The following is a 17,498-nucleotide window of genomic DNA, read 5'->3' as shown; positions in this document are numbered from 1 at the left end:
CTTTATTCGTCGCTGGTGTGGACTTTGCGGTGCAGGATGGCCTGGAATTCATCCGCAAAGGTGTAGTAGCGGTTGATCAGCATTTCCGAGCGGGCGGCGAAACGGTTGTAGGCCACGACGGCAGGAATGGCGGCGAACAGACCGATGGCGGTAGCGATCAGGGCTTCGGCGATGCCGGGTGCCACGGTGGCCAGGGTCGCCTGCTGGGCGGTGGACAGGCCGCGGAAGGAGTTCATGATGCCCCAGACGGTACCGAACAGACCCACGTAGGGGCTGGTGGAGCCGACGGTGGCCAGGAACGGCAGGGCCTGCTCGAGCTTTTCTTCCTCGCGGGAGATGGCCACGCGCATGGCGCGGGAGACACCTTCCATGACCGCATCGGGATCCACGCCGGGCTGCTGACGCAGCCGGGAGAATTCCTTGAAACCGGCGCGGAAGATCTGCTCGACGCCGGAATCCGGATCGGGGTTGCTGCCAGCCTGGCGGTACAGCTTGGACAGATCGATGCCCGACCAGAATTTCTCTTCGAAGGCATCCAGGGAACGCTTGGCGGCGCGCATGGCGTTGCCACGCTGGATGATCATGATCCAGGACGTGACAGAGGCTGCGACCAGGATGAGCATCACCAGTTGCACCACCAGACTGGCGTTGGCGATGAGGCTCCACATGGACGTATGGTCGACGTTGGGTTGCACGCTTAATCTCCTGATTGAATTGACGCCGGACTTCCGGCAAGAACCGTTCGCATGGCTTCGGGCATGGCCCTCGGCCTGAAGCTGTCAGCACGCACGCAGGCGACCGTTACCCACCCTTCGCAGAGCAGGACATCGTCCGTGGCACGCCGGACCTCCTGGTGAAACCTGAGGCTGGCGCGCTTCGCTTCGACCACCTCGGCACCGATCAGCAACTCGTCATCCAGCCGCGCGGGCGCATGGTAGCGCGCTTCGCTGCTGTGGACGACGAAGAGCAGACCGTCCCGGGCGAGTTCGGACTGGGCATAGCCCAGCGCGCGCAGTCGCTCGGTGCGGGCGCGTTCCATGAACTTGAGGTAGTTGACGTAATAGACGATGCCGCCGGCATCGGTATCTTCGTAGTAGACACGACACCTGAGGACGGACGGCGACGGGCTCCGCGATTGCGCGTGCATACTCTAGAACCTAGCCTCGCCGTTGCCAATCAGAAATGTTCGCAACTGCATTTAGTTACCATTGACCTCGAACAGATCGGGCGTACCGCCCTGGGCCAGACGCGTCGGCAGGTTGAGTCCGAAGTGCAGATAGGCATGCCGGGTCACCACCCGCCCGCGCGGCGTGCGCATGATATAGCCTTGCTGGATCAAATAGGGTTCCAGCACGTCTTCGATGGTGTGACGCTCTTCGCTGATGGCCGCCGCCAGGCTGTCCACACCCACCGGACCGCCGTCGAACTTGTCGATCATGGTCAGCAGCAGCCGGCGATCCTGGTGATCGAAGCCCTGGGCATCCACGTCCAGCAGGTCGAGGGCGCGACTGGCGATGTCGTGGCTGATATGGCCCTGCCCACGCACCTCGGCGAAGTCGCGCACCCGCCGCAGCAGGCGATTGGCGATTCGCGGCGTGCCCCGTGCGCGGCGGGCGATTTCCATCGCGCCCTCGGCTTCGATGGCGAGGCCGAGGATGCCGGCGGAGCGGGTGACGATGGTGGCCAGGTCCGCGGTGCCGTAGAACTCCAGGCGCTGGACGATCCCGAAGCGGTCGCGCAGCGGATTGGTCAGCATGCCGGCACGGGTGGTCGCGCCGACCAGGGTGAAGGGCGGCAGATCCAGCTTGATGGAGCGCGCCGCCGGCCCTTCGCCGATCATGATGTCGAGCTGGTAGTCCTCCATCGCCGGATAGAGGACCTCCTCGACGATGGGCGAGAGGCGATGGATCTCGTCGATGAAGAGCACATCGCCGGCTTCCAGGTTGGTCAGCAGCGCGGCGAGATCGCCCGGGCGTTCCAGTACCGGACCGGAGGTGCTCTTCAGGGACACCCGCATTTCCTGGGCGATGATGTTGGCCAGGGTGGTCTTGCCCAGACCGGGCGGGCCAAAGATCAGGGTGTGGTCGAGGGCCTCGCCCCTGCCCTTGGCCGCCTGGATGAACAGGCCCATCTGGTCGCGCACCACCGGCTGACCGATGTAGTCCGCCAGCCGCACCGGGCGAATGGCGCGATCCTGGACTTCCTCGCGGTCGCGGCCACCGGCCGAGATGAGACGATCGGTTTCTATCATGGGATCAGACCATGCCCTTCAGGGCGCGACGGATGAGTTCCTCGCTGGAAAGGTCTTCCCCTTCCACGGCGGCGACGGCGCGGCTGGCTTCCTGGGGCTTGAAGCCCAGGGCGACCAGGGCGCTGACCGCGTCGGCCTCGGCGCTGGCCGCGACGGCGGCCTGGTTCGGCAGGACCAGGGGGGCGATGGCGGGCAGATTTTCCCAGGCCTTGAACCTGTCCTTGAGCTCGACCAGCAGACGCTCGGCGGTCTTCTTGCCCACCCCGGGCACCTTGACCAGGGCGGCCGTGTCCTGGGCTTGCACACAGCGAACCAATTCATCCACCTCGAGACTGGACATCAACGCCAGGGCCAGCTTGGGGCCGACACCATTGAGTCGGATCAACTCGCGAAACAGCTCTCGCTCGCGTTTTTCCCCGAACCCATAGAGCAGGTGCGCATCTTCCCGTACCACGAGGTGGGTATGCAATGTGACGACTTCGCCCTGGGCCGGCAGCCGATAAAGGGTCGTCATGGGCACTTCGACCTCGTAGCCGACTCCGCCCACGTCGAGCAGGAGATGGGGCGGCTGCTTTTCCGCCAGGGTGCCACGTAGACGACCGATCACTGGGATACCTTCCTAACGTTGGAGCGAGATGAGAGAGCGGATGGCGCTAGAGACGCAGGCGACCGCCACGGCGGCGGGTCGCCAGCAGGCCATGGGGAACCAGGCTCTGCCGGGTGTGGGCATGGCACAGGGCGATGGCCAGGGCGTCGGAGGCGTCGATCTGGGGTTTCTCGGTCAGGCGCAGCAGGTGCATGACCATCAGCATCACCTGCTGCTTGTCCGCCCCACCATTGCCGACCACGGCCTGCTTGACCTGGCTCGCGGTGTATTCGGAAATCTCCAGACCACCTTCGGCGCCGGCGACGATGGCCGCTCCCCGGGCCTGACCCAGCTTGAGCGCCGAATCGGCGTTGCGCGCCATGAACACCTGCTCGATGCCCATGGTGACCGGCCCGTACTGGGCGATGACGTCGCGCACGCCGCGATAGACGATCTGCAGCCGCTCCGGCAACGGACCGTTACCGGTCCGGATGCAGCCGGAGGCGACGTACTCGCAGCCGCGCCCGGTGTCGCGCACCACGCCGAAGCCGGTCAGCCGCGAACCCGGGTCGATGCCCAGCACCAGGGTGCCGGGCGCATCGGGCGGCAGGCGCTCGTAGAGGGACATCAGCCGAGCTGCGCCATGACATCCCCGGGGATGTCGGCGTTGGAGTAGACGTTCTGCACGTCGTCCAGGTCTTCGAGCATGTCGATCAGCTTGAGCACCTTCTGCGCGGTTTCCAGATCCAGGGTCGCGGAGGTCGAGGGGATCATGGTCACCTCGGCTTCGTCGGCCTTGTAGCCGGCGGCGGTCAGGGCTTCGTTGACGGCGATGAAGTCGGCGAAGCTGGTGAAGACGTCGATGGAACCATCGTCGTTGGCGACCACGTCGTCGGCACCCGCTTCCAGGGCGGCTTCCATCAGGGCGTCCTCGTCCAGGCCGGGGGCGTAGCTGATCTGGCCCTTGCGCTCGAACAGATAGGCCACCGAACCGTCGGTGCCCAGGTTGCCACCGCACTTGTTGAAGGCATGGCGGACTTCGGCCGCGGTGCGGTTGCGGTTGTCGGTCATGGCCTCGACGATGATGGCGACACCGCTCGGGGCGTAGCCTTCATAGGTCAGTTCCTCGACGTTCTCGCCTTCGCCGGCGCCCACGCCCCGGGCGATGGCCCGGTCGATGGTGTCGCGGGTCATGTTGGCGGTCAGCGCCTTGTCCACCGCCAGGCGCAGGCGGGGGTTGTCGGCCGGAACGCCGCCACCCTGGCGCGCGGCCACGGTCAGCTCACGGATGATCTTGGTGAAGATCTTGCCCTTCTTGGCATCCTGACGCTCTTTGCGATGCTTGATGTTGGCCCATTTGGAATGACCGGCCATAAGCTACTCCAATGTCTTGACGAAGACGGCGCCGCGGCGATGACCGCGGCGCACTGAAAAGGGAAACGGCGGGCACCCGTCCGGGCGCCCTCCTCCGATAAGGCTTATTCCGCCTTGGGCTGCTCGCGCAGGCGGATGTGCAGCTCGCGCAGCGCCTTGGCGTCGACGGCGCCGGGCGCCTGGGTCATGACGTCGGCGGCGCTCTGGGTCTTCGGGAAGGCGATGACTTCACGAATGGACGAGGCGCCGGTCATCAGCATCACCAGGCGATCCAGGCCGAAGGCCAGGCCGCCATGGGGTGGCGCGCCGAACTTCAGGGCGTCCAGCAGGAAGCCGAACTTCTCTTCCTGTTCCTCAGCGCTGATCCCCAGCACCTCGAACACCGCCTGCTGCATCTTCTTGTCGTGGATGCGGATGGAACCGCCGCCCAGCTCGGTGCCGTTGAGCACCATGTCGTAGGCGCGCGACAGCGCCGCACCCGGGTTGGCCTTGAGCTCGTCCGGGCCGCACTTGGGCGAGGTGAAGGGGTGGTGCATGGCGGTCAGGCTGCCATCGTCGTTTTCCTCGAACATCGGGAAGTCGACCACCCACAGCGGCGCCCACTGGCAGGTCAGCAGGTTGAGGTCGTGACCGAGCTTGATGCGCAGCGCGCCCAGGGCCTCGGAAACGATCTTGGTCTTGTCCGCGCCAAAGAACACGATGTCGCCATCCACCGCGCCGACGCGGTCGAGGATGACGTTGATGTTGTCCAGGGGGATGTTCTTGACGATGGGCGACTGCAGGCCCTCGACGCCGGCGGCGCGCTCGTTGACCTTGATGTAGGCCAGGCCCTTGGCACCGTAGATGCCGACGAACTTGGTGTAGTCGTCGATCTGCTTGCGCGGCATGCTCGCCCCGCCCGGTACGCGCAGGGCGGCGACGCGGCACTTGGGATCGTTGGCCGGACCGGCGAAGACCTTGAAGTCGACGTCCTTGAGCTGGTCTTCCACGTCCACCAGTTCCAGCGGGATGCGCAGGTCCGGCTTGTCGGAACCGAAGCGACGCATGGCCTCGGCCAGGGTCATGTGCGGCAGCTCGCCGAACTCGACGTCCAGGACCTCCTTGAACAGGTTGCGCACCATGGTCTCGGTGATGTCCATGATGTCTTTTTCATCGAGGAAGCTGGTCTCGATGTCGATCTGGGTGAATTCCGGCTGGCGGTCGGCCCGCAGGTCTTCGTCGCGGAAGCACTTGGCGATCTGGTAGTAGCGATCGAAGCCGGCGACCATCAGCAACTGCTTGAACAGCTGGGGCGACTGCGGCAGGGCGAAGAAGCTGCCGGGGTGGGTGCGGCTGGGCACCAGGTAGTCGCGGGCACCCTCGGGAGTGGCCCGGGTCAGGATCGGGGTTTCCACGTCGAGGAAACCGTTCTCGTCCAGGTAGCGGCGGATGCTGGAGGTGATGCGCGAACGCAGCTTCAGCTTCTCGGCCATCTCCGGACGGCGCAGATCGATGAAGCGATAGCGCAGGCGGGTCTCTTCGCCGACATCGGTGTATTCGTTGAGCGGGAACGGCGGGGTTTCCGCCTCGTTGAGCACTTCCAGCTCGTAGCCCAGCACCTCGATGGCGCCGGAGGCCATGTTGGCGTTGCGCGCGCCTTCGGGACGCAGGCGCACCTTGCCGGTGAGCTTGACGACGTACTCGCTGCGCACGCGGTCGGCCTTGGCGAAGGTTTCGGCGCGATCCGGATCGAACACCACCTGGGCCAGGCCTTCGCGATCGCGGATGTCGAGGAAGATGACCCCGCCGTGGTCACGGCGGCGGTGGACCCAACCGCAGAGGGTGATTTCCTGGCCGTCCAGGCTCTCGTTCAACTGGCCGCAATAGTGGCTGCGCATCATGGTCGTGGTTTCGCTTCTCTAGAACAGGCTGAATGCGTGGAGGCGCCGGGCCGGCAAGACCGGGCGCTCGACTGAACGGGAGATTCTATATCATCCGTCACGATTTTACCGTAGCCGGGCACGCAGCTCGACGTGCGAACACTGGCTAAACGGCCAGCGGTTCTGTGATAGCCTCGGAGCCCTTCGCAACCGACGCACAGGAGCCGTCAGCATGGAAATCAACATCGGAATCGCCGAACAGGATCGTGCCCAGATCGCCGAGGGCCTGTCGCGCCTCCTGGCCGACACCTACACCCTGTATCTGAAGACCCACAACTTCCACTGGAACGTGACCGGGCCGATGTTCAACACCCTGCACCTGATGTTCGAGACCCAGTACACCGAGCTGGCCGTGGCGGTGGACGACATCGCCGAGCGCATCCGCGCCCTGGGCTTCCCGGCGCCGGGTACCTACGCCGCCTATGCCCGCCTGTCGAGCATCAAGGAAGAGGAAGGGGTGCCGGACGCCCAGGACATGATCCGCCTGCTGGTGCAGGGTCAGGAAGCCGTGGTGCGCACCGCGCGGGGCATCTTCCCGTTGCTGGACAAGGTCAGCGACGAGCCCACCGCCGATCTGCTGACCCAGCGCATGCAGACCCACGAGAAGACCGCCTGGATGCTGCGCAGCCTGCTCGCCGCCTAGCTCCGGCTGCCGTCGCGGGCCGCGGCCCGCGACGGTGCCACGATTGAGCGGCCCTCACCTTTTGGGTTAAATAAGGACGCGCTTTTCGCGCCGGGTCACTCCGCTGTCGGGCACCGCTCCGGCAGTTTCGGCAGACCCGTGTTCTCTATCCCAAGGTGATTTCACATTGAACACGTTATCTACTGTCCATGTCGTGGTGGGCGCTGCCGCGCTCCTGTTATCGGCAATTCCCGGACTGCAGTCCGACACCTCGTCCTTCGATCAACCCGAGTCCATCCATCTGGCCCTGCTGGGTCTTGCCACCCTCCTCTTCACGCCTTTCTCCCGCAGCCGCAGCAGCGGTGCCCAGAAACTCGCCAGCGCCCTGCTGGTGATCGCCGTGGTGGCCCAGACCTTTATCCTGCTAGCGCCCCTCGAGCAGATCGGCGGCCTGCCGGCCGAATTGCTGCCGCTGGGGCTGACCCTGGTCGCCGCCCTGGCCAGCCTGCCGGAAAAGTTTCGTGCCCCGGCGGGCAACGCCGCGGTGGCCGACAGCGAGGTTCGTCCGCGTCAGGCGGCGCGTTCCGCCCCTGCCGCCGCCGCTCCGGCCCGTCCGCTGGCCGATGACCGCGAGCGCGGCACGGTGAAGTGGTTCAACACCTCCAAGGGCTTCGGCTTCATCTCCCGCGACACCGGCGACGACATCTTCGTGCACTTCCGCGCGATCCGTGGCGAAGGTCATCGGGTGCTGATGGAAGGCCAGCGCGTGGAATTCTCGGTGATCCAGCGCGACAAGGGCCTGCAGGCCGAAGACGTGGTCATCGCGGCCTGATCGCTGCCGGCAAAAAAGAAAGGCCGCCCTCGGGCGGCCTTTTTCATAGGCGACGAGACTACTGCCGCTGAGCCTCGGCGGCCTTGCTGTCAGTCATGCCGGTGGTATTACCCAGCAGGCTGGCGGTCGCGGTCTGGATGAAGGCCTCCAGGCGCTTCTGCAGCTCGGGCGCGCTGGCGTCGCCCTTGAGCACCTCGCCACCGGCCTGGGTGCCCAGGTGATAGCGATAGAGCACGGCGTCGCGGTCGCGCGGCTTGACCAGGATGCGATCGCCCGTGACCAGGGCCACGGTCTGGTCGCTGCCCGACGGCTTGATCACCGCGACGCCCGGATCGCCCTGGGGCAGACCCAGCAGATCACGGCCCCAGCACTGGTGCTGGGTCGGCTTGCCGAAGCGGGCCAGCACCGTGGGCACCACGTCGATCTGGCTACCCACGGTGTCACGACGGGCGCCAAAGGTTTCCTGCACGCCCGGACCGATCAGCAGGAGCGGTACGTTGAAGCGCGACAGGTCCATCTCGGTGATCTGCTCGTTGTTGCCGAAGCCGTGGTCACCGACGATGACGAACAGGGTGTCCTGGTACCAGGGCTCGTTCTTGACCTTGGCGAAGAACTGACCCAGCGACCAGTCGGCGTAGCGCATGGCGGTGAGGTGTTCGTCGAGCGAGCCGTGACCGGTGACCGGGGTGACCGGCAGGTCCTTGGGCAGCGCATAGGGGGTGTGGTTGGACAGGGTCTGCAACAGCGCATAGAAGGGCTTGCCGTCCGGCGCCTTGGCCAGCTTGTCCAACTCCTGCACCGAGCGGTCGAACATGTCCTGGTCGGAGACGCCCCAGGTCGGATCCATGAACACCGGATTCACGAAGTCCTCACGACCGACGAAGCGGGTCATGCCCTGGTTGCTGAAGAAGCCGGACTGGTTGTCCCACTGGAAGTTGCCGTTGTAGACGTAGACGTCGTCGAAGCCGCGGGTGCTGAGCAGTTGCGGCAGACCAGAGAACTGGTGCGCGCCCTCGGGCATGCGCATCAGGTACTCGAAGGCCGGCAGGTTGGGGAAGCAGGCCATGGTGGCGAACATGCCCTGGTGGGTATGGGTGCCGTTGGAGAAGAAGCGGGTGAACAGCGTGCCCTGCTTGGCCAGGGCGTCGAAGTTCGGGGTGATGCCGTCTTCGTTGCCGAGGGCGCCGATATAGCGACCGGCCATGCTTTCCATGAGGATCACCACGACGTTGCGCACCTTGGGCAACTGGCCGTCGGTGGGCGGGGTGTAGATCCGGCGGATGGCGGCCTTGTCGGCGTCGATCAGCTCGTCACGCGGGGTCAGCAGCAGTTGCCGGGTCACCGCCAGGGCGTCGGCGGCCGGCATGGTGGCCTTCCAGCTGTTGTCGCGATGGTCGGAGAAGCTGTTCTCGGCGGCATTGATCAGGGTCAGGGTGCCGTTCAGACCGAGGTGGTTGGCGAACATGGAATCGGTGGTGTAGGCGTCGCCCCAGCGCAGCGGCGGCCCGGATCTCAGGGTGCCGCGGGCAGCGATGACGGCCACCACCAGGCAGAGCAGAAACACCGCGCCCCGGCGATACCAGGCGGCCGGTCGCGCCGCGGCATACCGGCGGGTGGCTCGCTCCACGCCAAAGAACACCAGGCCCAGCAGCAGGGTCGCCACGGCCCAGGCCAGGAGCAGGCGCAGCACCGGGAAGCCGTTCCAGATCATGCTGGTGACGGTGTGCAGGTCTTCCTGCATGTACTGGAACACCAGGCTGTTCAGGCGCTGGTGGAATTCACGGTAGAAGTTCAGCTCGCCGACGCCCAGCAGCAGGCAGAGGCTGGCGGCCAGGGTGAACCAGCCGGCCTGCAGGCGGCGGGCGGCCATGGCTCTGGCGCTGAGCAGGCAGAGCAGCGAGGGCACGCAGATATAGACCACCAGGCGCAGGTCGAAGCGGGCGCCGTTGAAGAAGGCCTCGGCAAAGGTGGCGAAGGGCGAGTCGCCGATCAGATCGGTGTTGTAGCCCAGCAGCGCCAAGCGCAGCAGGGTGAACATGACCATCAGCGCCAGGGCGCAACCCAGCACGAAGCTGAGGTGGCTGCCCAGCGTCGGCACCGGTCGGATGCCAGCGGTGCGCGGGGTGTGGGGGACTTCCGTTTGCGACATGAAAACACCTTGTCAAAAGCAGCAGGGATTCGCGGCGCGTGGCCAGCGGCTCGGGATCGGCCACGCAGAGGCCTCGGGCGCGGTCGGCAGGCGTGGGAGTTTAACCATCCGGCGCGATCACGCCAGTCCTGGGCTGCGCGACGTGGGCGAAGCGAGACCTCCGCCGCGCCGACCAGCGCCCAGCCTGAGCAGGAGCTCGTCAAAATTTCGTCAAGGACTGCTCTGGATGCGACGTCAGCGCAGGCATGGGCGGCAGCCGCCGCTTGCAGTAAAATCCAGCACCCTCGACCGCTCCAGCGCCGTATTCAGGATGCCCCATGGCTCACCGTGACGCTCTGCAGGTGCTTCGCACCTACCTCACCAGCCAGATCCTTGGCCAGGAAACCCTGGTGGAGCGTCTGCTCATCGCGGTGCTGGCGGACGGTCATCTGCTGGTGGAAGGCGCCCCCGGGCTGGCCAAGACCAAGGCCATCAAGGACCTGGCGGAAGGCCTGGAAGCGGATTTCCACCGCATCCAGTTCACCCCCGACCTGCTGCCGGCCGACATCACCGGCACCGAGATCTATCGCCCCGACACGGCGACCTTCTCCTTCCAGCAGGGGCCGATCTTCCACAACCTGGTGCTGGCCGACGAGATCAACCGGGCGCCGGCCAAGGTGCAATCCGCGCTGCTGGAAGCCATGGCCGAACGCCAGGTGAGCATCGGTCGCACCTCCTATGCCCTGCCCGACCTCTTCCTGGTGATGGCCACCCAGAATCCCATCGAGCAGGAAGGCACCTATCCCCTGCCCGAGGCCCAGCTCGACCGCTTCCTGATGCACGTCAAGATCGGCTACCCCGACGCCTCGGTGGAACGCCGCATCCTCGCCCAGGCCCGTGGCGAAGCCCTGGACGGCGAGACCCTGCCGACCGAGCGGGTCACCCAGGCGGCGATCAATGCGGCCCGGCGCGAGGTGCTCGGGCTGTACATGGCCGACGCCGTGGAGGAATACCTGGTCCAACTGATCATGGCGACCCGCACCCCGGGGCGCTTCGATCAGGACCTGGCGCACTGGATCACCTACGGCGCCAGTCCGCGCGGTTCCATCGCCCTGGATCGCTGCGCCCGCGCCCACGCCTGGCTGGCCGGGCGGGATTTCGTCAGCCCGGAGGATATCCAGGCGGTGGTCTTCGATGTCCTGCGCCACCGCATCATCCTGTCCTTCGAGGCGGAAGCCGCCGGCATCGACCACGACCGGGTGGTGCAGCGCATCCTCGATCTGGTGGCCGTGGCCTGAGATGGCCGAGCGCAACGGCGTGACCCTGGGCCTGGCCGAGCTCATCGAGATGCGCCACCGGGTGGTCGAGGTGCAGCTGTTTTCCGCCGCCGGACGGCGCAGTCCGCTGATCGGCCTGCACCACTCGCGCCTGCGCGGGCGCGGCGTGGACTTCGACCAGGTGCGCGCCTACCAGCCCGGCGATGACGTGCGCGCCATCGACTGGCGCGTCACCGCCCGCACCCGCGAGCCCCATACCAAGCTGTTCCACGAAGAACGCGAGCGACCGGTCTATCTCCTGCTGGAGCAGAGTCCGCGCACCTTCTTCGGCACCCGCCAGCAATTCAAGTCAGTACTGGCCGGGCGCCTGGCCGCGCTGATCGGCTGGGCGGTGCTGGAGCACAACGACCGCATCGGCGGCATGATCTTTGGCGGCGAACGCCTGCACGAGGTACGGCCAAGGCGCAGCAAGCAGAATCTGCTGCGTTTCTTCGATCACCTGATCAACGCCAATCGGGCGCTGCAGGATCCGGCCCTGGCCCAGGTGCCGCGCATCACCTTCAACCAGGTCCTGCGCCGCGCCCGCGAGGTGCTGCGTCCCGGCAGCCTGGCCCTGGTGATCTGCGACGAGCGCAGCCTGGACGTGGCCACCGAGCAGCACCTCACGCTGCTTTCGCGGCACAGCGACCTGGTCCTGCTGCCGCTTTCCGATCCGCTGGATCACGAACTGCCCCAGGCCGGCCTGCTGCGCTTCACCAGCGGTCCGGCGGAAGTGGAACTGGACACCGACCGCGCCGACGTGCGCCAGGGCTACGCCGAGCAGGCCGCGCAGCGCCGCGAACGCTGGACCGAACTCAGCCTGCGCCTGGGCATTCCGCTGCTGCCGCTGTCCACGGCGGACGACCTGGTCGAGCAGTTGCGGCACCTCCTACGCCAGCACCGTCCGGGGTACACCTCGTGACCCCCGGCCTGCCGAATCTGGAGCCGCTGCGGTTGCCGCCGGAGCCGACCCTCTGGCCACCGGCGCCGGGCTGGTGGCTGTTGCTGCTGGTAGTGGTGGCGCTGGGCTTCTTTCTGCGCCATCGCCATGGCCGGCGGCCGCTGGTCAGCGCGCCCCTCGCCGAGGCGACCACCGAAGAGGATCTGCGCACCACCGCCCTGGCCGAACTGGCCCGCCTGCCGCGCCCCTATGGCGCGCCGGCCGGACCCTGGTTGCAGGCGCTCAACGCCCTGCTCAAGCGCCTCTGCCGCGCCAGCTATCCGGATCAGCTCAGCCAGACCCTGAGCGGCCGCGACTGGCTGGCCTTTCTCGATTCGCGCTGTCCGGCGGCCGGCCTGACGCGCTACATGATCCTGGTCGACGGCGGCTATCGCCCGGATTGCCGGCTGGATGACCGCGCCATCGACGGCCTGCAGGACGCCGTCGCCACCTGGATCCGCAAGCATGTTTGAATTCGCCTGGCCCTGGTTGTGGCTGCTGCTGCCGCTGCCATGGGCGCTGCGCGTGCTCCTGCCGGCGGCCGACAGCGGCCAGGCCGCCCTGCGGGTGGAATTCCTCGCTGAACTCGAACACCTGGGTGGGCGCACCCGCCACACCGGCGGCCTGAGCGGCGCCCGCCGTCTGCTGCCCTTTCTGCTGGGCTGGCTGCTGATCCTGGCCGCCGCGGCGCGTCCGCAGTGGGTGGGGCCACCCCAGCCGCTGGACGTGAGCGGGCGCGATCTGTTGCTGGCGGTGGATGTCTCCGGCTCGATGGACACCCCGGACATGCAACTGGGCGACGAGAACGTCAGCCGCCTGAGCCTGGTCAAGCAACTGCTCGGCCGCTTCATCGACAGTCGCCAGGGCGATCGCGTCGGCCTGATCCTGTTCGGTTCCCAGGCCTATCTGCAGGCACCGCTGACCGCCGACCGGCGCACCGTGCATGCGCTCCTGGAAGAAGCCCAGATCGGCCTGGCCGGGCGCAACACCGCGGTGGGCGACGCCGTGGGCCTGGCGGTCAAGCACCTGCGCAAGCGCCCGGACAACAGTCGCACCCTGATCCTGGTCACCGACGGCGCCAGCAACGGCGGCGTGGTGACGCCCGAGGTGGCGGCCAGCCTGGCGGCCAGCGAGCGGGTCCGCGTCTATACCCTGGGCATCGGCGCCGATCCGGACACCCTGGGCGCCGGCGCGACGCCCAGCGATCTCGACGAACCCATGCTGCGCCACCTCGCCGAGGTCACCAACGGCGCCTATTTCCGGGTGAGATCCAGTACCGAGCTGGCCGCCGTGTCACGCCAGCTCGATCGTCTCGAACCCATCCGCCAGCAACCGGACCAGGCCCGCCCCACCCGCGAACTCTATGCCTGGCCGCTGGCCGGGGCACTGCTGCTCGGCCTGGCCCTAGCGCTTGGCCGCCTGCCGTGGCCGACACGCTGGCAGCGTGGAGGCAAGGCCCGATGAGCGACTGGCTGCCGCTGCTCCTGCGTCCCTGGTGGCTGCTGGCCCTGGTGCCGGTCGCCCTGGTGATCGGCTCGCTGCGTCGGCGCCGGCATCGCCACGGGCGCTGGCAGGCGCTGCTGCCCCCGGCGCTGCAACCCTGGCTGCTCAGCGACAGCGATCGCCAGCGCTCGCCCCTCGGGCTGGTGCTGCTGGGTCTGGCCGGGGTACTGGCCTGTCTGGCCCTGGCCGGTCCCAGCTGGCAGCAGGGCGAAGCGCAGAACTTTCGGCGCAACGATCCGCTGGTGGTGGTCTTGGCGCTGACGCCCGATCTGCTCGCCACCGACGTCACCCCCAATCGCCTGCTGGCCGTGCAGCGCAAGCTGCAGGACCTGCTCAAGGCGCGCCAGGACGGCGAGACCGCCATCGTCGTCTATGCCGGCAGCGCCCATACCCTGGTGCCCCTGACCGACGACCTGCCGACCATGGACAACCTGCTCAAGGCGTTGCGGCCGTCGATCATGCCGGTGCCCGGCCAGCGCGCCGACCTGGGTATCGCCCAGGCCCTGGAGCTGCTCGGCCCAGCGCCCAGCGCCAGCGCCCGGCTGCTGCTCATCGCCAGCGAACTGGACGACCGCGAGCGGCTGGGCCTCGAGCGCCAGCTGCAGGGTCGGCTGCGCCAGCTGGCGATCCTCGGCCCGGGTACGCCCCAGGGTGCCCCGGTGGCCGCCGAGGCCGGCAACTACCTGAGCGACGCCGCCGGCGGCATCCGCATCGCCCGCCTGGCCGAAGGCCGCCTGCAGGACGTCGCCCGCGAGCTGGGTGGCCGCTATCAGCGCCTGCAACGCGATGACAGCGACCTGCGTCGCCTCGGTCTACTGGAGCGACCCGACGATGTGCGGGCCAGCGAGGGTCAGGGACCTTCCGACTGGCGCGACCAGGGTTACCTGCTGCTCCTGCCCCTGCTGGTCCTGGTCGCCTGTGGCGCACGCCGCGGCTGGCTGCTATGCCTGCCCTTCTGGCTCTTGCTGACGCCGCCTCCGGCCCAGGCTGGCAGCTGGGACGATCTCTGGTTGCGTCGCGACCAGCAGGCCCTGCAGCTGCTGGCCGACGACCAGGCTGGCGCGGCCGCCGACCTCTTTACCGACGAGCGCTGGCGCGGCGTGGCGCTCTATCGCGCCGGCGATTTCAGCGGTGCCGCCGCGGCCTTCGCCCGGGATCCCTCGGCGGACGGCCACTACAATCGCGGCAATGCCCTGGCCATGGCCGGACGCCTGGACGAGGCCCTGCGCGCCTACCGGGCGGCGCTGGTGCTGCGTCCGGATCTGACCCCCGCCCTACGCAATCGCAACCGCCTCGAACGCCTGCTCGCCCAGCGTGCCGCGGCCCAGGCCGAGGCCGCCGCCCGCAGTCGCCAGGCCCAGAGCGCCAGTCAGAGCAGCGCTCAGGCGGACGAGCCGGCCAGCAGCAGTACCCCGCCGTCCACCGCGGCCGCTGCGGCCAGCCCGCAGCAGCAGGCCCAGGCCGGCGCGGACTGGCTCGTCAGTCCGTCCTACGCCGAAGATCCCCTGGCGGAGGAACAGCGTCAGGCCGCCGAACAGTGGCTGCGGGAGATTCCCGACAACCCGGCCGAGCTGCTGCGCCGCAAGTTCTGGTACCAGCAACAACAACGCGAGGAGAACGCGCTGCAATGAAGGCCTATCCCTTGCTGCTGCCCCTCGCGCTGCTCGCGCCCCTGGTGCAGGCGGCGGACCTCAGCGCCCGCCTGGAGCGCACTCAGCTCAGCCAGAACGAGACGCTCGAACTCATTCTCGAGACCACCGATCCCGCGCAGTTCGGCAAGCCCGATCTCGGCCCGCTGGAGCAGGACTTCCGGGTGCTCGGGGTCCGCCAGAACAGCCTGCCGCCCGGCGAGCGGGTGACCACCCGCTGGAACGTCACCCTGCAACCCAAGGCCAGCGGTGCCCTGACCATTCCCGCCCTGACCCTCGACGGCGCCCGCAGCCAGCCGCTGACCGTCACCGTGGAGGCCAGCGCCGCCAAACGCCAGGCCCGTGAGCCGGTCTATCTGGAAGCCTCGGTGGAGCGCACCCGGCTCTATGTGCAGGCGGAAACCATCCTGACCATTCGCCTCTACCACGCCGTGGCGCTCTATGACGATCATGTGCTCACCCCGCCCAATCCCAGCGAGGCGCGGGTGGATCTGCTCGGTACGCCGCAGGTCTACGAACGTGACGTCGAGGGCGTACGCCATGGCGTGATCGAGTGGCGCTACGCCATCCATCCGTTGCAGAGCGGCACCCTGGTATTGCCGCCCCAGACCTTCAGCGCCACCCTGGCCGGCGGTCTCGACGACAGCTCCAGGGCCGGCCAGCCGATCCAGCTGCGCACGCCGGCCCTGACCCTGGACGTCCTGCCACAGCCCGCCAGCTATCCGCCACAGACGCCCTGGTTGCCGGCGCGCAACCTGACCCTGACGCAGCAATGGAATCCCGCCCCGGCAGAGGCTCGCGAAGGCAGTGCCCTGACCCGCACCCTGCAGGTGCGTGCCGAAGGCCTGGCGCCTGGCCAGCTGCCCCCACTGGTGCTGCCCGAGACCGAGGGGGTGAAGCGCTATGCCGAACAGCCGCGGCTGTCCATGCAGACCCAGGCGCGTGGGCTGGTCGGGCAACGCGAAGAGCGTGTCGCCCTGATTCCCACCTCCACGGGGGACAAGGTCCTGCCGCCAGTGGAGGTGGTCTGGTGGAACACCGAGACCGACACCCTCGAACGCGCCACCCTGCCCGCCCAGACCCTGGTGGTCGCCGAGGATCCGACGCTGCAGCCGGTGGCGACCGCCGCGGCCAAGATAAGCGGCAATGACCGCGGCCTCTGGCGCTGGCAGCTGGCAACGGCCTTTTTCGCCCTGACCACCCTGCTCGGCTTCGGCCTCTGGTGGCGTGCCCGCCGGCAGCCGGCGGTCCTGCCGACGGTGCCCGATCTCGACAGCCGCCTGCAGCGCGAAGAGCTGCGCCGCGCCTGTCAGAGCAACGACCCCCACGCGACCCGCCACGCCCTGGACGCCTGGGCACGACAGCAGCCGGAGACCCTGGCGGCCATGGGCGCGCGCTTCGAACCCCTGGCCGCGGCCCTCGATGACCTCAACGGTGCGCTCTACAGCGAAGCCGGTCAGCGCTGGCAGGGCGAGACGCTGTGGCAGGCGATCAATGCCCTGCCGCCGCTGACGCCCGCAGCCGTGCACGACACCCTGCCGCCGCTCTATCCGCGCTGAGCGCCTTCCTCCAGGCGCGCCAGCCGCTCTTCGAGCGCGGCGAGCCGGGCTTCCAGCGCCTCCAGCCGTCCTTCGCGCCCACCCGCGGGCGCACTGGCTTCGGCGGCGCTACCCAGTTGCGCGACCTGGGCATCGCGTTCCGCGGCGTTGCCGAACAGATGCAGATAGCGCTCTTCGCGCTGGCCGGGTTGCCGCCCCAGACCGGTGGCCAGGCCACGAGCGATCAACCGCTCCAGGTGGTGACGCACCTGCTCGGTATCGTCGAAGGCATGCATCCGGCCGCTGCGGGCCAGCAATTCCCCCAGGGTCTGGGGGCCGCGCAGGAACAGCAGCGCGCAGAGCACCCACTGGGGTGGCGGAAGCTCCAGCGCCTTGTCCAGCCGCTGTTCCCAGCGATCCGCCCGACTACCCATCACCAGGCGCGCCAGACCGCGTTCTTCCAGGCGCCGCAGCCCCTGCCCCACCTCGCCCGGGGTAAGATTGAGCACCGGCTCGCGACTGGTCTTCTGATTGCAGGCCAGCACCAGCGCATTGAGGGTCAGGGGATAGCTTTCCGGCGTGGTCAGCTGCTTTTCGATGAGGCTGCCGAGAACGCGGATCTCGTTGGCCTCCAGCGGCTCTTCGGCAAAGGCGGGGGTGACTGCTTGGCTCATGGCGGACTCCGCTTGGATGACGCGCCAGCCTAGCCTGCCCTCCGAGCCTGTTCAACGTCTCGCGAGCTAGAGCCAAGCAAGGCGAAAATGGCTGAGGAAGCGGAGTTTACGAGCGATAAATGAGCATTCCGACGGGGCTGGCCTTCCAGGCCATTTTCAACGCAGT

17 protein-coding genes and 1 pseudogene are annotated in these 17,498 nt (G+C 67.8%); 9 read left to right on the top strand and 9 right to left on the bottom strand.

The window, feature by feature from the left end; all coding sequences use genetic code 11:
* Positions 1 to 2: 2 nt before the first annotated feature.
* The 7 genes from tolQ to aspS form a co-directional block, all read right to left on the bottom strand.
* Positions 3 to 695, bottom strand: a complete 693-nt coding sequence (gene tolQ / locus POR01S_RS00850; protein WP_007160332.1) for a protein TolQ — start codon at positions 693 to 695, stop codon at positions 3 to 5.
* Between the two features lie 2 nt (positions 696 to 697).
* The gene (gene ybgC / locus POR01S_RS00845; RefSeq protein WP_007160333.1) at positions 698 to 1,147 is read right to left on the bottom strand and encodes a tol-pal system-associated acyl-CoA thioesterase; all 450 of its coding nucleotides are present in this window, start codon (positions 1,145 to 1,147) and stop codon (positions 698 to 700) included.
* A gap of 51 nt (positions 1,148 to 1,198) precedes the next feature.
* Entirely contained in the window at positions 1,199 to 2,251 is a 1,053-nt protein-coding gene (gene ruvB / locus POR01S_RS00840) for a Holliday junction branch migration DNA helicase RuvB (protein WP_007160334.1), read from the bottom strand.
* Positions 2,252 to 2,255: 4 nt separating this feature from the next.
* Complete coding sequence (gene ruvA, locus POR01S_RS00835) at positions 2,256 to 2,858, bottom strand: Holliday junction branch migration protein RuvA (protein ID WP_007160335.1); 603 nt, start codon at positions 2,856 to 2,858, stop codon at positions 2,256 to 2,258.
* A gap of 46 nt (positions 2,859 to 2,904) precedes the next feature.
* Positions 2,905 to 3,465, bottom strand: a complete 561-nt coding sequence (gene ruvC / locus POR01S_RS00830) for a crossover junction endodeoxyribonuclease RuvC (RefSeq protein WP_007160336.1) — start codon at positions 3,463 to 3,465, stop codon at positions 2,905 to 2,907.
* Complete coding sequence (locus POR01S_RS00825; protein ID WP_042133034.1) at positions 3,465 to 4,211, bottom strand: YebC/PmpR family DNA-binding transcriptional regulator; 747 nt, start codon at positions 4,209 to 4,211, stop codon at positions 3,465 to 3,467. Before POR01S_RS00825 ends, ruvC begins: the two co-directional genes overlap by 1 nt.
* Positions 4,212 to 4,315: 104 nt before the next feature.
* Positions 4,316 to 6,091 (bottom strand): aspartate--tRNA ligase, encoded by a 1,776-nt coding sequence (gene aspS / locus POR01S_RS00820; RefSeq protein WP_042133032.1) that lies wholly within the window; start codon positions 6,089 to 6,091, stop codon positions 4,316 to 4,318.
* Between the two features lie 211 nt (positions 6,092 to 6,302).
* Between aspS and POR01S_RS00815 the strand changes: the two genes are divergently transcribed.
* From POR01S_RS00815 to POR01S_RS23935, 3 genes and pseudogenes are all read left to right on the top strand, one after another.
* Positions 6,303 to 6,773: a Dps family protein gene (locus POR01S_RS00815; protein WP_007160339.1), complete on the top strand. Its 471-nt coding sequence runs from the start codon at positions 6,303 to 6,305 to the stop codon at positions 6,771 to 6,773.
* Positions 6,774 to 6,939: 166 nt separating this feature from the next.
* Positions 6,940 to 7,248, top strand: a pseudogene (locus tag POR01S_RS24090) (cold shock domain-containing protein membrane protein); the annotation flags it as partial.
* Positions 7,249 to 7,368: 120 nt separating this feature from the next.
* Positions 7,369 to 7,584: a cold shock domain-containing protein gene (locus tag POR01S_RS23935; RefSeq protein ID WP_160923550.1), complete on the top strand. Its 216-nt coding sequence runs from the start codon at positions 7,369 to 7,371 to the stop codon at positions 7,582 to 7,584.
* Positions 7,585 to 7,642: 58 nt separating this feature from the next.
* Here POR01S_RS23935 and POR01S_RS00805 read toward each other — a convergent pair whose 3' ends face one another.
* Positions 7,643 to 9,733, bottom strand: a complete 2,091-nt coding sequence (locus tag POR01S_RS00805) for an LTA synthase family protein (RefSeq protein WP_042133029.1) — start codon at positions 9,731 to 9,733, stop codon at positions 7,643 to 7,645.
* 317 nt (positions 9,734 to 10,050) lie between these two features.
* Between POR01S_RS00805 and POR01S_RS00800 the strand changes: the two genes are divergently transcribed.
* From POR01S_RS00800 to POR01S_RS00775, 6 genes are read left to right on the top strand one after another with little or no spacing between them, the layout of a single operon-like run.
* The gene (locus tag POR01S_RS00800; RefSeq protein WP_007160342.1) at positions 10,051 to 11,010 is read left to right on the top strand and encodes an AAA family ATPase; all 960 of its coding nucleotides are present in this window, start codon (positions 10,051 to 10,053) and stop codon (positions 11,008 to 11,010) included.
* A 1-nt stretch (position 11,011) separates the two neighbouring features.
* Positions 11,012 to 11,950 (top strand): DUF58 domain-containing protein, encoded by a 939-nt coding sequence (locus tag POR01S_RS00795; RefSeq protein WP_007160343.1) that lies wholly within the window; start codon positions 11,012 to 11,014, stop codon positions 11,948 to 11,950.
* Entirely contained in the window at positions 11,947 to 12,441 is a 495-nt protein-coding gene (locus POR01S_RS00790) for a DUF4381 domain-containing protein (protein ID WP_007160344.1), read from the top strand. The genes POR01S_RS00795 and POR01S_RS00790 overlap by 4 nt, the downstream gene beginning before the upstream one ends.
* Complete coding sequence (locus tag POR01S_RS00785) at positions 12,434 to 13,432, top strand: VWA domain-containing protein (RefSeq protein WP_007160345.1); 999 nt, start codon at positions 12,434 to 12,436, stop codon at positions 13,430 to 13,432. Before POR01S_RS00790 ends, POR01S_RS00785 begins: the two co-directional genes overlap by 8 nt.
* On the top strand, positions 13,429 to 15,102 hold the full coding sequence (locus POR01S_RS00780; RefSeq protein ID WP_042133024.1) for a tetratricopeptide repeat protein: 1,674 nt from the start codon (positions 13,429 to 13,431) through the stop codon (positions 15,100 to 15,102). Before POR01S_RS00785 ends, POR01S_RS00780 begins: the two co-directional genes overlap by 4 nt.
* Positions 15,099 to 16,679, top strand: a complete 1,581-nt coding sequence (locus tag POR01S_RS00775; RefSeq protein ID WP_027597954.1) for a BatD family protein — start codon at positions 15,099 to 15,101, stop codon at positions 16,677 to 16,679. Before POR01S_RS00780 ends, POR01S_RS00775 begins: the two co-directional genes overlap by 4 nt.
* On the opposite strand, the gene POR01S_RS00770 is transcribed toward POR01S_RS00775, so the two are convergent.
* Entirely contained in the window at positions 16,667 to 17,332 is a 666-nt protein-coding gene (locus POR01S_RS00770) for a YceH family protein (protein ID WP_027601701.1), read from the bottom strand. The two genes, POR01S_RS00775 and POR01S_RS00770, sit on opposite strands and share 13 nt — an antisense overlap.
* Positions 17,333 to 17,498 lie beyond the last annotated feature (166 nt).

Source organism: Pseudomonas oryzihabitans NBRC 102199 (assembly GCF_000730625.1).
In the GTDB taxonomy this organism is placed as follows: domain Bacteria; phylum Pseudomonadota; class Gammaproteobacteria; order Pseudomonadales; family Pseudomonadaceae; genus Chryseomonas; species Chryseomonas oryzihabitans.
This window is presented reverse-complemented; position numbering and strand designations above follow the sequence as displayed.